The organism is Bartonella sp. AP280QHHD (assembly GCF_042196125.1).
Lineage (GTDB): Bacteria > Pseudomonadota > Alphaproteobacteria > Rhizobiales > Rhizobiaceae > Bartonella.
The window spans coordinates 134,512-152,128 of the sequence record NZ_JBHIPQ010000031.1 but is presented as its reverse complement, the minus strand read 5'-3'; the positions used below and the strand labels follow the sequence as shown (position 1 = coordinate 152,128).

The following is a 17,617-nucleotide window of genomic DNA, read 5'->3' as shown; positions in this document are numbered from 1 at the left end:
TTATTTCTCCATAATGTAATGTTTTTTCAAACGATCAGCTGTTTCTTTAGGCATATAAGTTTCATCATGTTTTGCTAAAATACGCATCCCTATAAAAAAGCCCTGTTTATCGAAATGCCCTTCTACGATCACCCCCTGACCTTCACGAAAAAGATCCGGTAAGGCACCATTGAAAACTACTTTTTCATGTTTTTTGTTATCCGTTACAAAAAAAACAACGCCTCTCTCTCCAACATATTGAACAGTTCCCTTTTCAACAAAGCCACCCAAACGCAAAGGGCGCTCCGTTAAAATATCTTCTCTTGTAATTTCAGAGGGCATTCTAAAAAAACTGACCGCATGACGCATTGCATACACTATGAGACTTGCTGCAATTGTCATAACCAAACAACATAATAATATGATCAGTAAGCGCTTTTTTTTTCGCTGCTCTAAAATAACCTTCCATGAGGCAGAATTCTTTAAAGATTGACTGTTCATAGACACTCTGCGAAAAAATTTTAAATACGTTATAATTAAGTATCAATATTTTATTTTTTAAGAGCTTTGCACATCTTCTACATAGGTGCAAGATTTCTTTTCTTTGTATGCTTACTCGATAAATCACGTAACTGAATCATCATTTTTTTAACACGTGATTGTCCTGAAAAATTTTCAGGCATTGTATCAAGAAAGCTTTGTAAAAATTGCACTGCCTGTGCAGTTTTTCCTGCTTGATGCAATGCATCGGCTAACAATAAACGTGGATAAAAATCTGTTGGCGCTAAATCTGCTGCTTTTTGAAAAGCATTTTGCGCTTCTTGCGTTATCACTCCCCCTTCATAACCAACCAATGCTAAACCGTATCCTACAAGCCTTGGAGCTGTTTCTCCATTCAAACGAAGTGCATCTAAATAAGTATTCACTGCTTCTTGAAAAAGGCTTTCTTCGAGATACCCTACCGCTAACGCATCTGCTAGCTTGCCATCATGAGGTGCACGGAAAAAAAGCACTTGTAAACGAATAAGCTTTTCTTGCTTACTAAGAGTTTGAGGATCCTTATCCATTAATTCGCTAAAAAAATAACTTTTCACTTCTGGATTGCCTGTCAGCCCATAAATATTCCATGTCATAAGGAGAACAAACAAGATACTTAAAGCCTTAAGAATATTTCTTTTTTTATAATGCATATAAAGCTTGTTAAACTCAATCATACGCTTATGGCTTCTATAACCATCCACGGTTTGAACTTTCCATTCTTTTTTTATCTCATCATCAAAACGTAGTGAAAGAAAAAGAACACTTGCCAGAAAAATCAGAAAAAATGCTGCAAAAATCAATAAGAGCATATCGTTTTTTTCCAATACGAACAGAGAATAACTCGCTTACATTTTATCCTCTTCATGAGAAAAGTGATGTGAATTAATAAAAATTCATTTTTTCATGGAGAATATTATAAAATCTATTATATATATATATCAATTAAACAAAGAAACTAAAAACAATGTTTCCCTACTCTTTGATGTATTATCTGAAAATACTGCTTTACAAACTTTATAGACATTTCTTGCTTAAGGAGAAAATATGTTATTCTCCCATCTTAGGTAATAAAACTTTTGCATATAACCCACCCAAATCAGAACGGGATAAAAAGAGATTCCCACCATATTCACTGACCATATCTGAAACAATTGCTAACCCTAAGCCTGACCCTAGTTTACTTTCATTAAACCGCCGCCCCCTTTTTAATGCTTCATCAATTTTGTCTTCTGTTAAACCAGGACCATCATCTTCTACAAAGATACTAAAATATTCTGTTTCTTCAGCATTTTCTTCTAAACAACAAGAGATCAAAACCTTTGCGCGAGACCACTGAGTAGCATTTTCAATCAAATTCCCTATAATTTCTTCTAAATCTTCCTTCTCTCCAGAAAAAACAATATCATCAACATCCATAATAAATTGAATTTGTTTTTCAGGATTAAGCTTTTTCATAACCCGCACCAAGCGTTCAAGCACACTGCGAACAGACGTATGATAGACAACACTATCGCATTGTGCTGCAATCCGCGCACGCTGAAGATAATGATTGATTTGAGCTTGCATTATTTGCGTTTGCTCTCTCAACAAACTAGCCTTTTCTCCGCGCATCTTATCTGTCTCATTCATAATCACGGATAGAGGCGTCTTCAATGAATGCGCGAGATTACCAACCTGTGTGCGAAATCGCTCGATAATACGCTGATTATTATTAATGAGAGCATTCATCTCTTGTACAAGCGGCATCACTTCGCTTACTAAATCCGTATTCACATAATGAACTCTTCCTTCGCGAATATCATTCAATGCATATCGAATAAGCTTCAACGGTTGAAAACTAAAGAAAATAATAGCAATATTAATAAGAACACTCCCGATACCGAAACTCCAAAGAAAAATTTGCAAAGTTCGCTTAAATTCCTTTACCTGGGCATGAGCTTCATCGATATTCCCAACAAGCCGAAAACGTGCAATATGATTTTTATTATCAAGAACAACATCACTCTCAATCACTTGTAGCTTTTGACCATTGTTCCCCGTTATCCGATAAGAGCGAAAGAATTTATTGTCAAAAGGTATATCAACATCACTTGGTGTAAATATCTCGCCTGTTCCCAATGAGGGAGATGTCAATCTTCCTTTTAAATTATGGGATATCGCAACAACTTCCCAATACCATCCTGTTGTTGGATCAGAATAACGAATATCATCAATCCCAGCCCCTCCTATCAAAGTACCTTCCGATGACACCGTCACTGTTGCAATAAGACTGTAGAGTTGAGCAGAAAGGATACGCTCTAGGCTTTGTTCAGTCGAACGCTTATAAAATAAAATACTTACTGCAGAAATCGATAAAAGAGAAATAACAACCCATAATGTTGATAAGATCATAACACGTAAACTGAGAGATCGAGTAATTACAAAAAAGAACCTCCTATACCAATTATTCTCTTCAAAAACATTCATTAATCACCTCGCGTTCTCACGCGATATCCCATTCCTCGAATAGTTTCAATCAAATTCACTCCAAGCTTTTTCCGTAACCGACCTACAAAGACTTCCACCGTATTCGAATCCTTATCAAAATCCTGATCATAAAGATGTTCAGTAAGCTCTGTTCTTGAAATGACCCTGTCACAATGATGCATGAGATACGAAAGCAGTCTGAATTCATAAGATGTTAGTTTAATCAATTGACCATCCACAAAAACACGAGACGTCTTTGTATCCAACAAAACATTTCCGCAACATAATGCACTTGTCGCATGTCCCGTAGTGCGACGAATTAATGCTCGCAAGCGCGCCATCACCTCCTCCAAATGAAATGGCTTCACAACATAATCGTCAGCTCCAGCATCAATACCGCGCACCTTATCAGACCAACGGTCTCGCGCCGTTAGCATTAAAACAGGCATGGAGAGCCCTTCTTGACGCCACTTTTCAACAACACTAATACCATCAATCTGCGGTAAACCTATATCAAGTATCACCGCGTCGTAAGACTCTGTGCTCCCTAAAAAATAAGCCTCTTCACCATCGAAAGCACTATCGGAAACATATCCTGCACGTCTTACAGCTTCTGCTAATTGATGGTGAAGATTCCGATCATCTTCAACGATTAAGATACGCATCACAACACCATCTGCTAAAGACTAATCAGCAGGAACAAAAAACTCAACACGACGTAACTTTTCACCATTACGGGCTGGTACAACAACTACAATTGCACACATGTCCTTTCCATCCTGAACAACCGGTTTTGAACGGACGAGAACCCCGCTCTCTTGTGCGGCAGCCTTCTTACCTACTTCAGCACACCCAGAAGCTAGAACAGAATCTGCTCCTAAAAAAGCTGCTATTATTACGAACAAGAATTTTTTTTTCATCATAAATATTTCAATAACCCATCTCTTCTCTTCCTTGATAAAGGATAAAAGAAATAATGGTTTTTTTTAGTCGATTAAAAAATCACAAATGAAAACAATTTATCCTCTATCTTACAGAAGAACATATTAACATTACTCCAAATTTTTAAAAAATCAAAAAAATATTTTTAATAATGAGAATAAAATTTATTCAATAAAATAATAAAATATTAATATACTATCTTACAAAAAATGCATAATTCTAAAACAAATTCTTTCTCTGTTAGAACTATAGAAAAAAAATACTTCTACTCCATATAATTATTGTAGATTTGTTTGGTTGTATTGCTTTGCCATAGGCTCTCTTTAAATGTTTGATTTTTTTAAAAAAAAGAAAGGGCAACACCGTAAGCCATTTCATAGTCCTGCTCTCATTGAATTAGACGCACGATTAGACACAGCGCTTTATCACATTCGTTCTGCTAACAGTTTTTTCTGGAAAAAGGCAAAAATCGTCTCACAAAATTTTCATCTTCAAGGATGGAAACGTTTTATCGTTGAAGTTCTCGATGAAATACTGACATTAGGGTTGTTGGGATTTACTCTTTTCACTATTTTGGGCATTTCTGTTTTTGAACTGACCAAAACAGATTGGTCTTCTCCTAAAAACTTTTCCATTCTTTTTCTAGATCGCTATGGAAATTCCATTGGGCACCGTGGTGCACTGCCGGCAATCTCTGTCCCCGTTGAAGAAATGCCTGACACTGTTATTAAAGCGGTTCTCGCTACAGAAGACCGTCGTTTTTTTGATCATTGGGGCATTGATTTTCAAGGACTTACACGGGCAATTTCACAAAATATGCAAGCTAAAGGTGTGGTGCAAGGTGGTTCAACTCTCACACAACAATTGGCTAAAAATTTATTTTTAACAAACGAAAGAACCATAACACGTAAAATCAAAGAAGCTTATCTTGCTCTTTGGCTAGAAGCAAATTTTAGCAAAAAGCAGATTTTACAACTTTACCTTGACCGAGCCTATATGGGAGGAAACAATTTTGGTATTGCCGCAGCGGCAAAATTTTATTTTGGAAAAAACATACGTCATGTCTCTTTAAGTGAATCTGCTATGTTAGCAGGACTCTTTAAAGCTCCAACAAAATATGCTCCTCATAGTCATCTCTTTGCAGCTCAAACACGTGCCAATATCGTCCTTTCTAATCTTGTTAATAGTGGCTTTATGACGAAGAGCCAAATTATCAATGCGCATCGCCACCCTGCTAAGGCACTTCCCCAAAGAGAAAATAATCAGCCAGATTATTTTCTTGATTGGGCATTCGAGGAAGTCAAAAAAATGCGTAATCAACTTCCAAGCCATAGTTTCATTATTCAAACGACCCTTGATCCGAATATTCAAAAAGCAGCAGAAGAATCAATCGCATATCATTTACATCAATATGGTCAACAATATCGCGTAACCCAAGCTGCCACCGTTATACTCGATAATAACGGTGCCGTATGCGCAATTGTTGGAGGACTCGATTATAAAAAGAGCCAATTTAACAGAGCAACACAAGGCGGACGGCAAACTGGTTCTTCATTCAAACCTTATGTTTACGCAACCGCACTGGAACACGGACTGTCTCCCTCGACAATCGTTTTAGATGCTCCTATCAATTGGGGAGGTTGGACACCAAAAAATAATTCTGGTCGTTATTTGGGAAAAATTGATTTAGCAACAGCTTTAGCTTTTTCTATTAATACAGTCCCTGTGTATCTCACCTATCAATATCTTAACCGTGATACCCAACCCATCATAGATCTCATAAAGAATATGGGGATTAACGCGCATATTTTATCACACAAAACAATGGTTCTTGGTACTTCCAACATGACCCCCATGGATCAAGCAACTGGCTTTAATGTCTTTGCGAATGGCGGGATAGCTGGTAATCGTCATGGGTTCACGCAAATCAGAACAATCGATGGGCATGTGGTATGGGATTTCGAACATAACGGAAAAAAACTACACCGAGTTCTGAGTCAACAATCAACAGCTTATATGAACCAAATGATGGTGGGTGTCACGACACGAGGATCTGGTAAGCGTGCTGCTCTACCCATGACTCTCGTCGCTGGGAAAACTGGAACATCACAATCTTATCGTGATGCTTGGTTTGTTGGCTTTACAGGCAATTATACAGGAGCGGTATGGATGGGAAATGATAACTTTTCACCGATGAATCGTGCTTTTGGGGGTGGCGTTCCTGCCATGATATGGCATCGCATCATGCTTGCTGCACATCAAAATATCATGCTCAAACAGCTCTATGGTGTTAAAGATTCTCTCCTTCCTTATCAGCCCCCAGTACTTTCTTCCCATGCAGATTCTGAAGTTCCTCCTCCAATACCCTCTACGCTTTCTCCTGAAACATTGAATATTGTGCGATTGATTAACAAAGATCTGAAAAAAACATCTGTAATTTCTTTGAAAATGAAAACAACTGGAGATTCAACATTTTGAATTCAAGATATTCACTGATGTTTTTTAATATCACCATTTTCTTTTTTATCTTCGCTTTTTCCATTTTATGTGGAACACTGAGTGTCGATTATGTGCTCAATTCCTTTCCTCATTTTGGACTCTTTAGAATTGGAAAATGGAGTGCTTATCCACAAATGGGAACAGCCAATATGGATCCTTATACCCGCGCCCGCACCGCTAAACAAGGCATTGTTTCACTCGGACGAACTGAAGGTATTCAATTCCAGATTTGGCAAGATAACCAAGAGCGTCCACTTCATCATCACTGTCATTATTTACTCAAAGGCACCATCCCTGAAACCCGTCTTTTTACCCTTTATACAGCTGACAAATCCCTAAAACCTTATACTTCATCCAAAGAAATACCTTTTGAACTCCACACTGACAATATTATCTATGAGCATGATGGCTCATTGCGCATCAATATTTCACCCACACCGCAAGCCGGCAATTGGCTTGCAACAGTTAGTCAAAAAGAATTCGGGCTTATTCTTACCTTATACGATACCTCAATCATCTCTGCAACGGCATTACAAAAGCTTACAATGCCATCAATAGAACAAATCCCATCAGGACAAATAAATTGTGACTAGATTTATTTATACCGCACTTCTTGCAATCATTGGCGCTATTATCGTTCATATTTGCGTTCTCTTTCTGATCCCCTATTGGGCACAGGATAATATATGGACAGCACTTAAAAAATCCGGAGTCCCTTATCAATTTGTTGCTTTTACTCCCGATAATCCTATTCAACAATCTGCTGATCCCCTCTTTCTTCTTAAAGTCTGTAGATTTAATCTTGAAAATGGACCTGTTCATTTAAAAGCTTTGAAAACACGACAATTTTGGTCATTAGCAGCCTACACACACAACGGAATTATTTTCTATAGCCTTAATGACCGAACAGCCCCTAATAATACACTCGATCTTATCATTGGAAAACCAATACAAATCATAGAACTCAAAAAATCAAAACCTAAAAAAAATGCCAATTCAGTTTTGGTTGCTAAAAATTTGAATGAAGGTTTTATCATTTTACGTATTTTTGCCCCTTCTTCACTTGCAAAAAAAGAAAGTGAAGCTTTTCTTTCATCTGCGACCTGCCGCATATTTTATGAATAAAAACGGACTAAACTCTCATTTGTACAACACCTTCCTTTCTATACAAAATACAGGAAGCCTATCAAAATGGTTATCTTTTTTCTCTATTAATTGAATATTCGAATTCAGATTTGTCTGATTGTAGATCCCTCAATTTTTTATTGAGGTAGAATGAAATCTCTATTGCACATCATCATATCCTATTTGATTACGCATTATCACTCCCCGCAATCAGAAGAGAAAAATCAAGAGTAAAGTTCTAAAAAAATATGCTGCTAACAACCGTAAAACTTGTTATTTGAGTTTACTTCTTTTTATTTACAAACATTCCCATAAAGTTCGCATCAATAACATGATAAACTATAGAAGAAATACTGATTACCTTCAATGAAGTGCTAAAATAACCACTGGAAACTTATAAGACATTACGTATCCTTGACCTCAAAAATAAGTGCTTTATTTTTGGTTTATGAGCAGAAGCTTTTTGTAAGGTAGCACTCTGAAAAAACTTAGCTTATAGTTTACAATTGAGGGGAAAAACTTCATGAAGAAGAGATATGTTCGGTTCGTTTCAAGAGCAGCAGTATGGTCCCCTCGATTTGGTGGATTGTCGTTCTTTATTTTATTATTTTCAGTCATTTTACAACGTTTTTCCGTCATTAACGTAACTGACTTCATAATTTTGATCGGAATCTCTACTGGCTGTGTAATTATTTCTCTTTTTCTGGCTATTAAAGCACTTCATAGTTTGTGGGTCTATGGTGCTCTAGGGGGAATGAAAGCTTTAAAAGGGATCATTTATTCGTTGATAACAGCCACACCATTGATGCTCTTTTTTGGACTTTGGTTTACCTTACCGGCTCTTTACGACGTTTCTACCGATACACAAAGACCACCGGCTTTTTTTCGCACAATACGTCCCAGCGATGCTTTACCACTCAAAAGTGTTTTGACTGAACAAGCAGCAATACAGATGTCACAATGGCCAGAAATATCGGGGCGCCGTTATGATGGCTCACCTGACCGTATTCGCGAATCCGTTCTTAATGTTTTAGCTGCGTATGATTGGCCTGTTGTAGCGCAACGAGAATTCAAAGGCGAAGAAAATGAAATTTATATCGAAACGAGAGCAAAAACTTTTTACCTTGGCTTTATTTTAGATATTGTTATTCGTTTAACTGATGAAGGGGATACAACTTTTGTTGATATGCGTTCTACTTCTCGTTATTTGCCAAGAGATTTGGGGACAAATGCTGCTTTTATTATCGATTTTATGGATGCACTTGATACAGAAATCGCCTCACTTCCTCTTGCTGAAGATAATGAGTAGAGGTTAGAAGTATAGTAAGTTACATTTACTAAATTAGCTTATTTCAAAAATAAATTTTGAGACGTGCAGAAACGCACAAAACATTTATCGTCTCTCGACGGCCATAAGCATTACTGACAAGTTCTTTAAACACCCAAAAGCAACTTATAGACTCTTTTTAGCGCGTGACATATAGATAAAATATTTGAATTCAAATTCTAAACTTAAATACTATAATTGATTTTACATATATTTTTTATGCTCAGAAATCTCATCATAAAAGTAGGAAAGAAGACTTCTCTAATAAGGAAATTAAGCATTTCTTACAGGCGCATTTTTCCAATGAAAATAGAAAAATACACCCTCATCAAGAAAGATGAAATACATTTATCATAAAATATGATGCATATGTAATATAGTTACAGAAAAAATTAACAATAAAATACACATAAATTCATCTGTATTTTACAATAAATGATTATTTCAATTTTATAAAGAAATTTCATAATAAAAAAATATATATATATTATTACAAATAATAGAAACTTATTTAAATGAAAATAATTTTTCATCAAACATAATTTAAATATAAATACTAATATCTAATATATTTAAACGCAACATAAATAAAACAAAACGCCAAAAATAACCCACTAAATGTCTTAATTGCTTCCTTTATACTATTTTTCCAACTTTCACCACTTTATCTATAACTTAATAAAAATATAAAAACAAATATTGAAAATAAAATATCAAAAACATTATTATATAAAGATAATAAATAATCATTTTTCATATAAATAACGTATACAAATAAAAACTGTTATAGAAAGTAATATAACAAATATAATGAACAAAAATGTGCTTAAAAACATTTTTTTCACAATTTCTTTGTTACTATAACCTTTAAATTTATACTGTAAAAACATTGCATAGAAAAATATAAAGAAAGCACATGTAGAAGATAATAATTCTGCAATAATACGAATAATATCACTCATAAAAAATCCAAATTAAATATATATAAAAACAATAAACATTAATATATATTATATCATACAAAAGTTAATAAAGTAAAATAATATAAAAATAAAATTTCCAAATTAATCTATAATTATAAATTAATAATGAATAATCATTGTTCATAGAAATAACGTATATAAATAAAAAATATTATAGAAAATAATATAACGAACAAAAATATTCTTAACAAAATTTTTTTCCAAATTTCCTTTTTACTATAACCTTTAGATTTATAATATGAAAACAATGTATAGAAAAATATAAATAAAGCACCTATAGAAAATAATAATTCTACAATAATACTAATAATCTCATTCATAAAAAAAATCCAAATTAAATATATAATTTTGTAAAATTATGCACCTAAACCTTCCTGTCAAGTTTGTAGACACATAATTATGCCTACAAGCTTGTGCATTGCTTTACCGCTCAAAAGTGTTTTGACTGAACAAACAACATTACAGATGTCACAATGGCCAGAAATATCGGGGCGCCGTTATGATGGATCACCTGACCGTATTCGCGAATCCGTTCTCAATGTTTTAGCTGCGTATGATTGGCCAGTTGTGGCTCAAAAAAAGTTTAAAGGTGAAGAAGATGCGCTTTATATTGAAACAATGGCAAAAACTTTTTACCTTGGCTTTATTTCAGATATTGTTATTCGTTTAACTGGTGAAGGGGATACAACTTTTGTTGATATGCGTTCTGCTTCTCGTTATTTGCCAAGAGATTTGGGGACTAATGCTGTTTTTATTATCGATTTTATGGATGCGCTTGATACAGAAATCTCGTCACTTCCTCTTTCTCAAGATGATGAGTAGAAACTTGTACTTACTTCCAACAGAAAAATCCCTACCAACCTGTCATTTGTTTGCACTATTATTACTTATTACTGAAAGTGCTTTTACTCTTTCAGGACAAAGCTTTTAAACGAAAATATCTCAATCCTAACTTATTTCATAACAAAAATATTGTTTTGTCTCTCATTTGATGTTTTTATTTAAAATATTTTAAGTATTAATATATATTAACTATTAATATACTATGTATTAAACAATAAAAATGATTTATTTTATTAAAAAGTAAATTTATAATATTTGACAAATAATAACAAATTAACTAATAGGTAAGTATTGTAATTAAAATTTAAATTGTTTATTTTCCTTACTTCTAAGCGGGGAGAACATGCGGAGCTTATAAGGGAGGAACAGCTATGTCTAAAAAATCTTTACTCTCCTGTACAGCTATCGCAGCAATTATGCTTTTTGGCAAAAATCTCAACGTACATGCTGAATCTCTTGAAGTTGATAAAGGAGAAGTAAAAAACGTATCAAACAAGACTTATGAATATATTCAAACAACAAATGGTGGAAAAGTCATCGGTAAAAACTTAACACTGACCGGAGGTCATCCAATAAACAACGATTTGGATGCTGTAGTCCTTAGAACCCAATCTTCAATTGAGTTATGGGATACAACCATTAAAAGTGCAAACGATACTCAGCTGCATAGTGGTGTTGGAATATGGCATGGTAGTACATTTAAGATGATAGGAGGTGTTATTGCAGCCGATTATGGCGTTATATCAGACACTGATGACAGTGGCACAACGATATTGGAAAACGTGAAATTATCAAGCGGTAAAGACAACACTTCGATGAGCAAAGGAATCTCCGCTAGAAAAGGCATAATTACTTTAAAAAATGTAACCGTTAATGAAGCAGATTTATCCGTAGCAGCATCTTCTGATGCACATGTGATAATATCTGTCAGTTCCTTTGGCGGTGAGGTACAAGCTAAACAATGCAGTACCATTACTTTAAACGATAATGTCACAGTAACATCTAAAAATGATGGACTCCATGCAGATGGTGAACAATCTAAAATCACAATGACTGGAGGAACTGTAAAGGGGAAAAAAAGTGCTCTGTTGACAGAAAATGGCGGATATATTGATGTCGCCGATATCACTCTCACCGCATATAACAAAGGAACAGGCGCAAAATCCACTGGTCCTAACAGCATGATTGATTTGCATAATAATGCAACCATTAAAGAGACTGTTATTGGACTTGAAGCAAAAGACAATGGTGTCATTCAAATGACAGGAGGATCTATTGAAATCACAGAAGGCGAAGCAGTAGGTGCATTATTCCTTGACACCGCAAGCAAAAAAAAACACGCTGAAAGATGTGAAAATATCAAGTGGAAAAGATGGCTTTCTTATGGAGAAAGGAATCTCCGCTATAAAAGGCATAATTACTTTAAATAATGTAACCGTCACAAAAGCAAAACGCAGCATCTATGCAGATAACAAATCTCAAGTAATGGTTTCTAGTGGATCTTTTGAGGCAAAAGAAGATGCAATCAATGCTCAAAGTGGTAGTACCATTACTTTGGACAATGAGGCTAAAATCACATCATCTGAGGGTGATGGCCTCCATGCAATTGGTGAGCAATCAAAAATTTTTATGACAGGGGGAACTGTTACCGGTAGCAATAGTGTATTATATACAAAAGCTGGTGGATATATTAATGTTAAAGACGTTGCTCTCACAGCAAATGGAAAAGGAACAAAATTCGGCGCATTTGCAAGAGGTTCCAGTACCATTGAATTGAATGGAAACACAACAATTAAAAATGCTACGATCGGTGTTAAAGCCCAAAGTGATAATGCGACAATCAAGATGACAGGAGGATCTATTGAAATCACAGAAGGCGAAGCAGTAGGTGCATTATTCCTTGACACCACAAGCAAAGAAAACACGCTGAAAGATGTGAAAATATCAAGCGGTAAAGATGGCTTTCTTATGGAGAAAGGAATAAGTGCTGACAAAGGAAGCATGGTTTCTTTAAATAATGTAACCGTTAAGAATGCAGAAAAAGCTCTCTTGGCTAATGATAATTCCCAAATAACAGTAATGGGCGGAGGTTCCTTTGGTGGAGAAGTACAAACTCTGCAAGGTAGCACAATTACTTTAAATGATAATGTCACAGTAACATCTAAAAATTACGGACTCCATGTAGATGGTGAAGAAGCCAAAATCACAATGACGGGAGGGAGTGTAAGTGCAAAAGGAGCAGCATTTGTCGTAAAAGATGGCGGACATATTGATGTCACAGATATTTCTGCAAAAGCACAGCGCAATGGGATACGCTTTGATAACTCAAAAAACGATCAAACTTTAGAAATAAACCTGACCAATACAAACCTTCTCATCGAAGATGGAACGGGTATTGTTGCCAACAATTCATCAAATGGTAAACTCAACCTCAAAGATTCAGAAATCAGAGCCGATAGGTTATTCGTAGGGATAATCCATGATACACCAAAACCTAATCAAATCTTTTCACTCTCCGCAGACCGTTCTGTCTTACAAGGTGGTGTAAGAAATGACGAAAATGGACAAACAAGCTTTGATCTCAAAAACAATACAACATGGTTTGTGAACACCAGCACAAAAGAAAAAGATGATGCGGGCAAGTTACTTGATATCACTCAAAGATCACGTTCTGATGTTTCTGCACTCAACCTCAATGACAGCAAAATTGTTTTTGAAAAGCCAGTAGAAAACCATTATCACACATTACATATCGGTTCTGGTAAAAAAGATACTCCAGAGATCTATAACGCTTCTGGAAACGCAGAAATCCACTTTAACATGGCATGGAACGATGGGGTTGCTGTAGATGATCAAAAAACCGATCGCGTTCTCATTCATGGCGATGCATCAGGTACAACAACAGTTTATATCAAGAGTGATGTAGGGGATAAAAACAGTGTAGAAAATGCTGCGGCCCCCTCGAATACAGGCGGTATTTCCCTTATCCAAGTCTCTGGAAAAGCGATGGAAGACTCCTTCAAATTAGCCAATGGTTATATCACAAGAGATGGTTTGCCTTATAAATACACACTAACTGCTTATGGACCAGAATCACGCCATGGCACAGCCAATATTGAGCAAAACCTCTTTGATGAAAAAAATGAAAACTTCTGGGATTTTCGCTTGCATAAAGCATTTCTTGACTCCGGTGGCGGTAGCGGTTCCGGTGGCTCTGTCCCTGGTCCACATGTGGAAGCTGTCGTACCGCAAGTGGCAAGCTATATCGTGATGCCTAACGCTCTCTTCTACGCTGGTTTTACCGACATTACTAAGCAAAGCAAATTGTTAGCTGATATCCGTACAACACAAAATTATTCTTTCTTCTTTTCACCCTATGGTAGCAATGCTACCTTAACCTCTGAGCGTGGTCCCTTCAAATATGGCTATGGCGCTGATATTCGCTATGCTGCCGTACAAGCAGGTGGTGCATTAGCTGCAATGGAAAGCCAAAATATCACCATGCATTTTGGACTTATGGGAACCTATGGGAAACTCTCTTTCACACCTAAGGATATGGAGGGTGCAGACAAAAGCACACTCAATAAATGGGCGGTTACAGCTTATGGCAGTATACAACACAACAATGGCTTATATGTCGATGTCCTAACTTCCTATGGCATGATCGATGGAAATATCACTACGGCTGATATCAAGAATGCCGCAAACTTGAAGGGTGCCAAAACCTTGAGCGCTTTGGTTACCATTGGAAAAGAATTTGCTACAGGAATGGCAGGGATAGAGTTTGAGCCACAAGCACAAATTGTTTATCAACAATTGTCGTTTGACACCATGAAAGATGCTGATAATCTAGAAATTGATATGAAAAATCCTTCCCAATGGTTGGTTCGGATTGGCGGACGTTTAACTAAAACTGTTTCTGCCGAAAGTGATTATCCCTTTTCTTTTTATGGAAAAGTGAACTTTCTTAAAACCTTTAGTGATGATGGGAAAATACAGATTGGTAAGGAATTTGACCTTGATCCTGCCGGAACTGCCATTGAAGGCGGTTTGGGCATCAATGCACAACTCTCCCACAATATCGTACTTCATGGTGATGTTAGTTACCAACAAAAGCTACAAAAAACGGGTATAACAGGAGCGAGCTTTTCTGGTGGAATACGTTATCAGTTCTAAGAAAATGCTGTAAAGTGAGCGTTATTTTCCCATTTGCTTGCATAAAAAGGCTGGACAACTCCATACTGTGTGGCCTTTTTGATTTGCACAAACCTACCGTGGAATACCGGTTATTCTTTTCTTTATAACATACCTACAACACTTCTTGCTGAAAGCAATCCTTTGGATAAAGATTTTGTAACCAAAGGGCTTGCCTATCTGCCAGCTCCTCCTTCTGGCAACACGACTGCAAGAATAGAAGGGGAAAAACTCATTAGCGCTACCCTTCAATCTCTCCAAGATAAATTAAGAGCGCTAAAAGCACAGGCGGACCGCGTCGAGCGCAGCGGTGCAACACAACATGCGCAATTAGATAGGTTGGAAGATGATCGTCAATTAAGCCAAGGAAAATTAAAGGCTGCAAAAAGCCTGATGGAAACAAAAGTCATTAGCCAAGCCGTTTATTTAGAGCGTTTACATGATTTTAAAAATGTCGAGCATGAAATTTTAACCAATCAAAGACGTTTGGAAGAAAATGCCGCCGAAATAAACACCCTCCGCCAACAACGGAAAAGTCTCATTTCCGATGAAATCGCCCGCTATCGGCAACTTTCGCGTGAAACAGAACTGAATCTTCAAGGATTAAAAGCAAAGCTTGATAGCACTCAATACCATCTTGACCACTTATCACTCTATGCACCTGTTGATGGACGTATCGATGATTTAAGTATCCATACTTTGGGCGGCTTTGTAGAAGCTGGTAAAACGCTCATGCGTATTGTCCCTGGTTCGGGTGGTCTCATTATTGAAGCATTTTTTGATAATCGAGATATTGGTTTTTTAGAAAAGGGCCAACGTGCTTACATCAAGTTTTCTGCCTTTCCGCCTGAACGTTTCGGTGTTATCCACGGTACAGTCGTTAATGTAGGCGCTACAGCGCGCTATAATAAAGAAATTAATGGTGTCTACGCTGTTTTAATCAAAATTGACCAAGATCATATCACTTTGAATAACAAACAACTTAAATTTATCCCTGGCATGACTGTGACAACGGATGTCATTACCTCAAAACGGCGTCTCATTTCTTATTTCTTTGAGCCTATCACCAAAATTTTAGAACAATCTCTAAAGGAAAGATAAAGATTAATGTGTGTGCATAAAAATCCTTCATCATCATTCATAGACCCTCTTACAGCGTTAGGAGCTATGGTTGTTTTAATGCTTACATCTTCCTTATACCGCCGCTGGCGAATCTAGGATATCGAACGAAATTTAGGACCAGCTTTACAGACTAGGCAATACAAGCTCTATAAAAATGAACGTGGAGAATTTTGTGCCTTTATCACTTGGGCTTTTTTTAGATGAGAAAAATCATCAATCTATGCTTGAAAAGGGAGAGCTTTTGTCCGATGCGGATTGGCAAGGCGGAGAATATATGTGGTTTATTGATTGTGTGGCACCCTATGGACATGCTGCTGGTATGGTACGTGACATGCAGCGGCATGTGTTTCCTAATCAGCATTATTGCTACGCTGTTCGGCGTAATGAAGATGGTGGAATACGGAAAATCACCCGCGGGTGTTGCTATAGAGCAAAAAATCCAGCTAAATAGTTTTTCTAAAGCAAGTGCGCATAAATCATTTACCTCTCGTCTTATAGAAAAGAATCTTTTAAAAGAGCTCTTTAAGCGATAGCTATAGCAAGAAAACCTTACCGTATTTAGAGCTAACCCACTATAAATAAGTGTCTCTCAACTTACCAGACTTGCTATGAATAGCAACAGAGGTTAAGAAGGCTAATCCACTCTCAAGCTGAACTTTGATTAACTAATTTCACTAGAATTGGCTGGGGTACCTGGATTCGAACCAGGGAATGCCGGTACCAAAAACCGGTGCCTTACCGCTTGGCTATACCCCAAAAAAACACGCTTTATAGCAACTCTTGCACCTTATAGCGATTCCTGTGATTGAACGCAATATTTGAAAATCAAAGACCTTACTTTTTTATCATAAAATTTCTGAGTCTTGTATGGCATTGCCATCGATACAAATTCGTAGCAGAAACTGATATACAGTTGTGATTTTAATATAAGTAGGAACCATTTATCCATCAATTATTTTACTCTTTGTATTGATTTTCTAGGAACAGAAAATGAAAATCTTGCAGTTTACTCATGTATCTAATAAATTTGCATATGATTTACTTTTCTTGATATATTAAAATCTCATCTTGCTCAATTTAAGAAAAAAGCTGTCACCACATTGGCAACCGGTAAGTGTATGATAGTGCTGCTGTGCTCTTGCATTAAGCATAAAGATGGTAATGTCCACTAATTTTTACATTATATTATTCATGGGTAGCACCATAAAATGAAATCAAGCACATTGAAAAATATTTCCTAAAAATAACACTTAATATTCTGTTGAAAACATTATGATACACCAATAAACTGGAAAAGTTTTGCAAAAATTAAAAACATTTTATATGGTATTTGAAAAAATAGAGATACCAAAACAAGGAATAATCGCTATTTCCATTTACTTTTTATTCAAAAGATAATGATATTTATTACCCGCTCATAGATGTAAAAAATCTTCAGAAGCAATCTTTATGTAGACCAATACCCTTTTTGATTGATGAATATACATTTCCTAAAAGCTTCTTTTACAAAAAGAGAGACATTAAAACTAATTTCATACAAACTAGGTATTCAACATTTGCTTTTAAATTCGGTAAATGGCAAATTAGGCTTATGAAA

14 protein-coding genes, 1 tRNA gene and 1 pseudogene are annotated in these 17,617 nt (G+C 36.1%); 10 read left to right on the top strand and 6 right to left on the bottom strand.

The features are described from left to right. The 5 genes from ccmE to ACFIMK_RS04135 form a co-directional block, all read right to left on the bottom strand. A complete protein-coding gene (gene ccmE, locus ACFIMK_RS04155; RefSeq protein WP_375611160.1) occupies nucleotides 1-480 on the bottom strand; it encodes a cytochrome c maturation protein CcmE in 480 nt (159 codons plus the stop codon). Between the two features lie 77 nt (nucleotides 481-557). Further along, nucleotides 558-1,328 carry a tetratricopeptide repeat protein gene (locus ACFIMK_RS04150; RefSeq protein WP_375652309.1) on the bottom strand — a complete coding sequence of 257 codons (771 nt, stop codon included), beginning with the start codon at nucleotides 1,326-1,328 and terminating at the stop codon, nucleotides 558-560. Between the two features lie 238 nt (nucleotides 1,329-1,566). Continuing rightward, entirely contained in the window at nucleotides 1,567-2,985 is a 1,419-nt protein-coding gene (locus ACFIMK_RS04145) for an ATP-binding protein (RefSeq protein ID WP_375668225.1), read from the bottom strand. Continuing rightward, nucleotides 2,985-3,650 (bottom strand): response regulator transcription factor, encoded by a 666-nt coding sequence (locus tag ACFIMK_RS04140; RefSeq protein WP_375649356.1) that lies wholly within the window; start codon nucleotides 3,648-3,650, stop codon nucleotides 2,985-2,987. The genes ACFIMK_RS04145 and ACFIMK_RS04140 overlap by 1 nt, the downstream gene beginning before the upstream one ends. Nucleotides 3,651-3,671: 21 nt before the next feature. Further along, nucleotides 3,672-3,908, bottom strand: coding sequence for a hypothetical protein (locus ACFIMK_RS04135; RefSeq protein ID WP_273723886.1), 237 nt, complete (start codon nucleotides 3,906-3,908; stop codon nucleotides 3,672-3,674). A 346-nt stretch (nucleotides 3,909-4,254) separates the two neighbouring features. Between ACFIMK_RS04135 and ACFIMK_RS04130 the strand changes: the two genes are divergently transcribed. The 10 genes and pseudogenes from ACFIMK_RS04130 to ACFIMK_RS04085 all read left to right on the top strand — a co-directional run bounded on the left by ACFIMK_RS04130 (nucleotide 4,255) and on the right by ACFIMK_RS04085 (nucleotide 16,471). Next, nucleotides 4,255-6,405 carry a transglycosylase domain-containing protein gene (locus ACFIMK_RS04130; protein WP_375682988.1) on the top strand — a complete coding sequence of 717 codons (2,151 nt, stop codon included), beginning with the start codon at nucleotides 4,255-4,257 and terminating at the stop codon, nucleotides 6,403-6,405. Between the two features lie 17 nt (nucleotides 6,406-6,422). Continuing rightward, nucleotides 6,423-7,019, top strand: coding sequence for a DUF1214 domain-containing protein (locus ACFIMK_RS04125; RefSeq protein ID WP_375681164.1), 597 nt, complete (start codon nucleotides 6,423-6,425; stop codon nucleotides 7,017-7,019). Beyond that, a complete protein-coding gene (locus ACFIMK_RS04120) occupies nucleotides 7,012-7,551 on the top strand; it encodes a hypothetical protein (protein ID WP_375681163.1) in 540 nt (179 codons plus the stop codon). Before ACFIMK_RS04125 ends, ACFIMK_RS04120 begins: the two co-directional genes overlap by 8 nt. Before the next feature lie 523 nt (nucleotides 7,552-8,074). Then, on the top strand, nucleotides 8,075-8,860 hold the full coding sequence (locus ACFIMK_RS04115; RefSeq protein WP_375628221.1) for a DUF1499 domain-containing protein: 786 nt from the start codon (nucleotides 8,075-8,077) through the stop codon (nucleotides 8,858-8,860). Between the two features lie 1,421 nt (nucleotides 8,861-10,281). Beyond that, nucleotides 10,282-10,683: pseudogene (locus ACFIMK_RS04110) on the top strand (DUF1499 domain-containing protein); the annotation flags it as partial. 392 nt (nucleotides 10,684-11,075) lie between these two features. Next, nucleotides 11,076-12,134 (top strand): hypothetical protein, encoded by a 1,059-nt coding sequence (locus tag ACFIMK_RS04105; RefSeq protein WP_375638060.1) that lies wholly within the window; start codon nucleotides 11,076-11,078, stop codon nucleotides 12,132-12,134. After that, nucleotides 12,088-14,880 (top strand): autotransporter outer membrane beta-barrel domain-containing protein, encoded by a 2,793-nt coding sequence (locus ACFIMK_RS04100; protein WP_375638130.1) that lies wholly within the window; start codon nucleotides 12,088-12,090, stop codon nucleotides 14,878-14,880. Before ACFIMK_RS04105 ends, ACFIMK_RS04100 begins: the two co-directional genes overlap by 47 nt. Before the next feature lie 78 nt (nucleotides 14,881-14,958). Continuing rightward, nucleotides 14,959-15,999, top strand: coding sequence for an HlyD family type I secretion periplasmic adaptor subunit (locus tag ACFIMK_RS04095; protein ID WP_375638059.1), 1,041 nt, complete (start codon nucleotides 14,959-14,961; stop codon nucleotides 15,997-15,999). Between the two features lie 120 nt (nucleotides 16,000-16,119). After that, nucleotides 16,120-16,224 (top strand): toxin-activating lysine-acyltransferase, encoded by a 105-nt coding sequence (locus ACFIMK_RS04090; protein WP_375638129.1) that lies wholly within the window; start codon nucleotides 16,120-16,122, stop codon nucleotides 16,222-16,224. Further along, nucleotides 16,193-16,471 (top strand): toxin-activating lysine-acyltransferase, encoded by a 279-nt coding sequence (locus ACFIMK_RS04085; protein ID WP_375638058.1) that lies wholly within the window; start codon nucleotides 16,193-16,195, stop codon nucleotides 16,469-16,471. The genes ACFIMK_RS04090 and ACFIMK_RS04085 overlap by 32 nt, the downstream gene beginning before the upstream one ends. Nucleotides 16,472-16,701: 230 nt before the next feature. Here the strand turns inward: ACFIMK_RS04085 and ACFIMK_RS04080 are convergent. Continuing rightward, a tRNA-Gln gene (locus tag ACFIMK_RS04080) sits at nucleotides 16,702-16,776 on the bottom strand. Nucleotides 16,777-17,617: the final 841 nt, after the last annotated feature.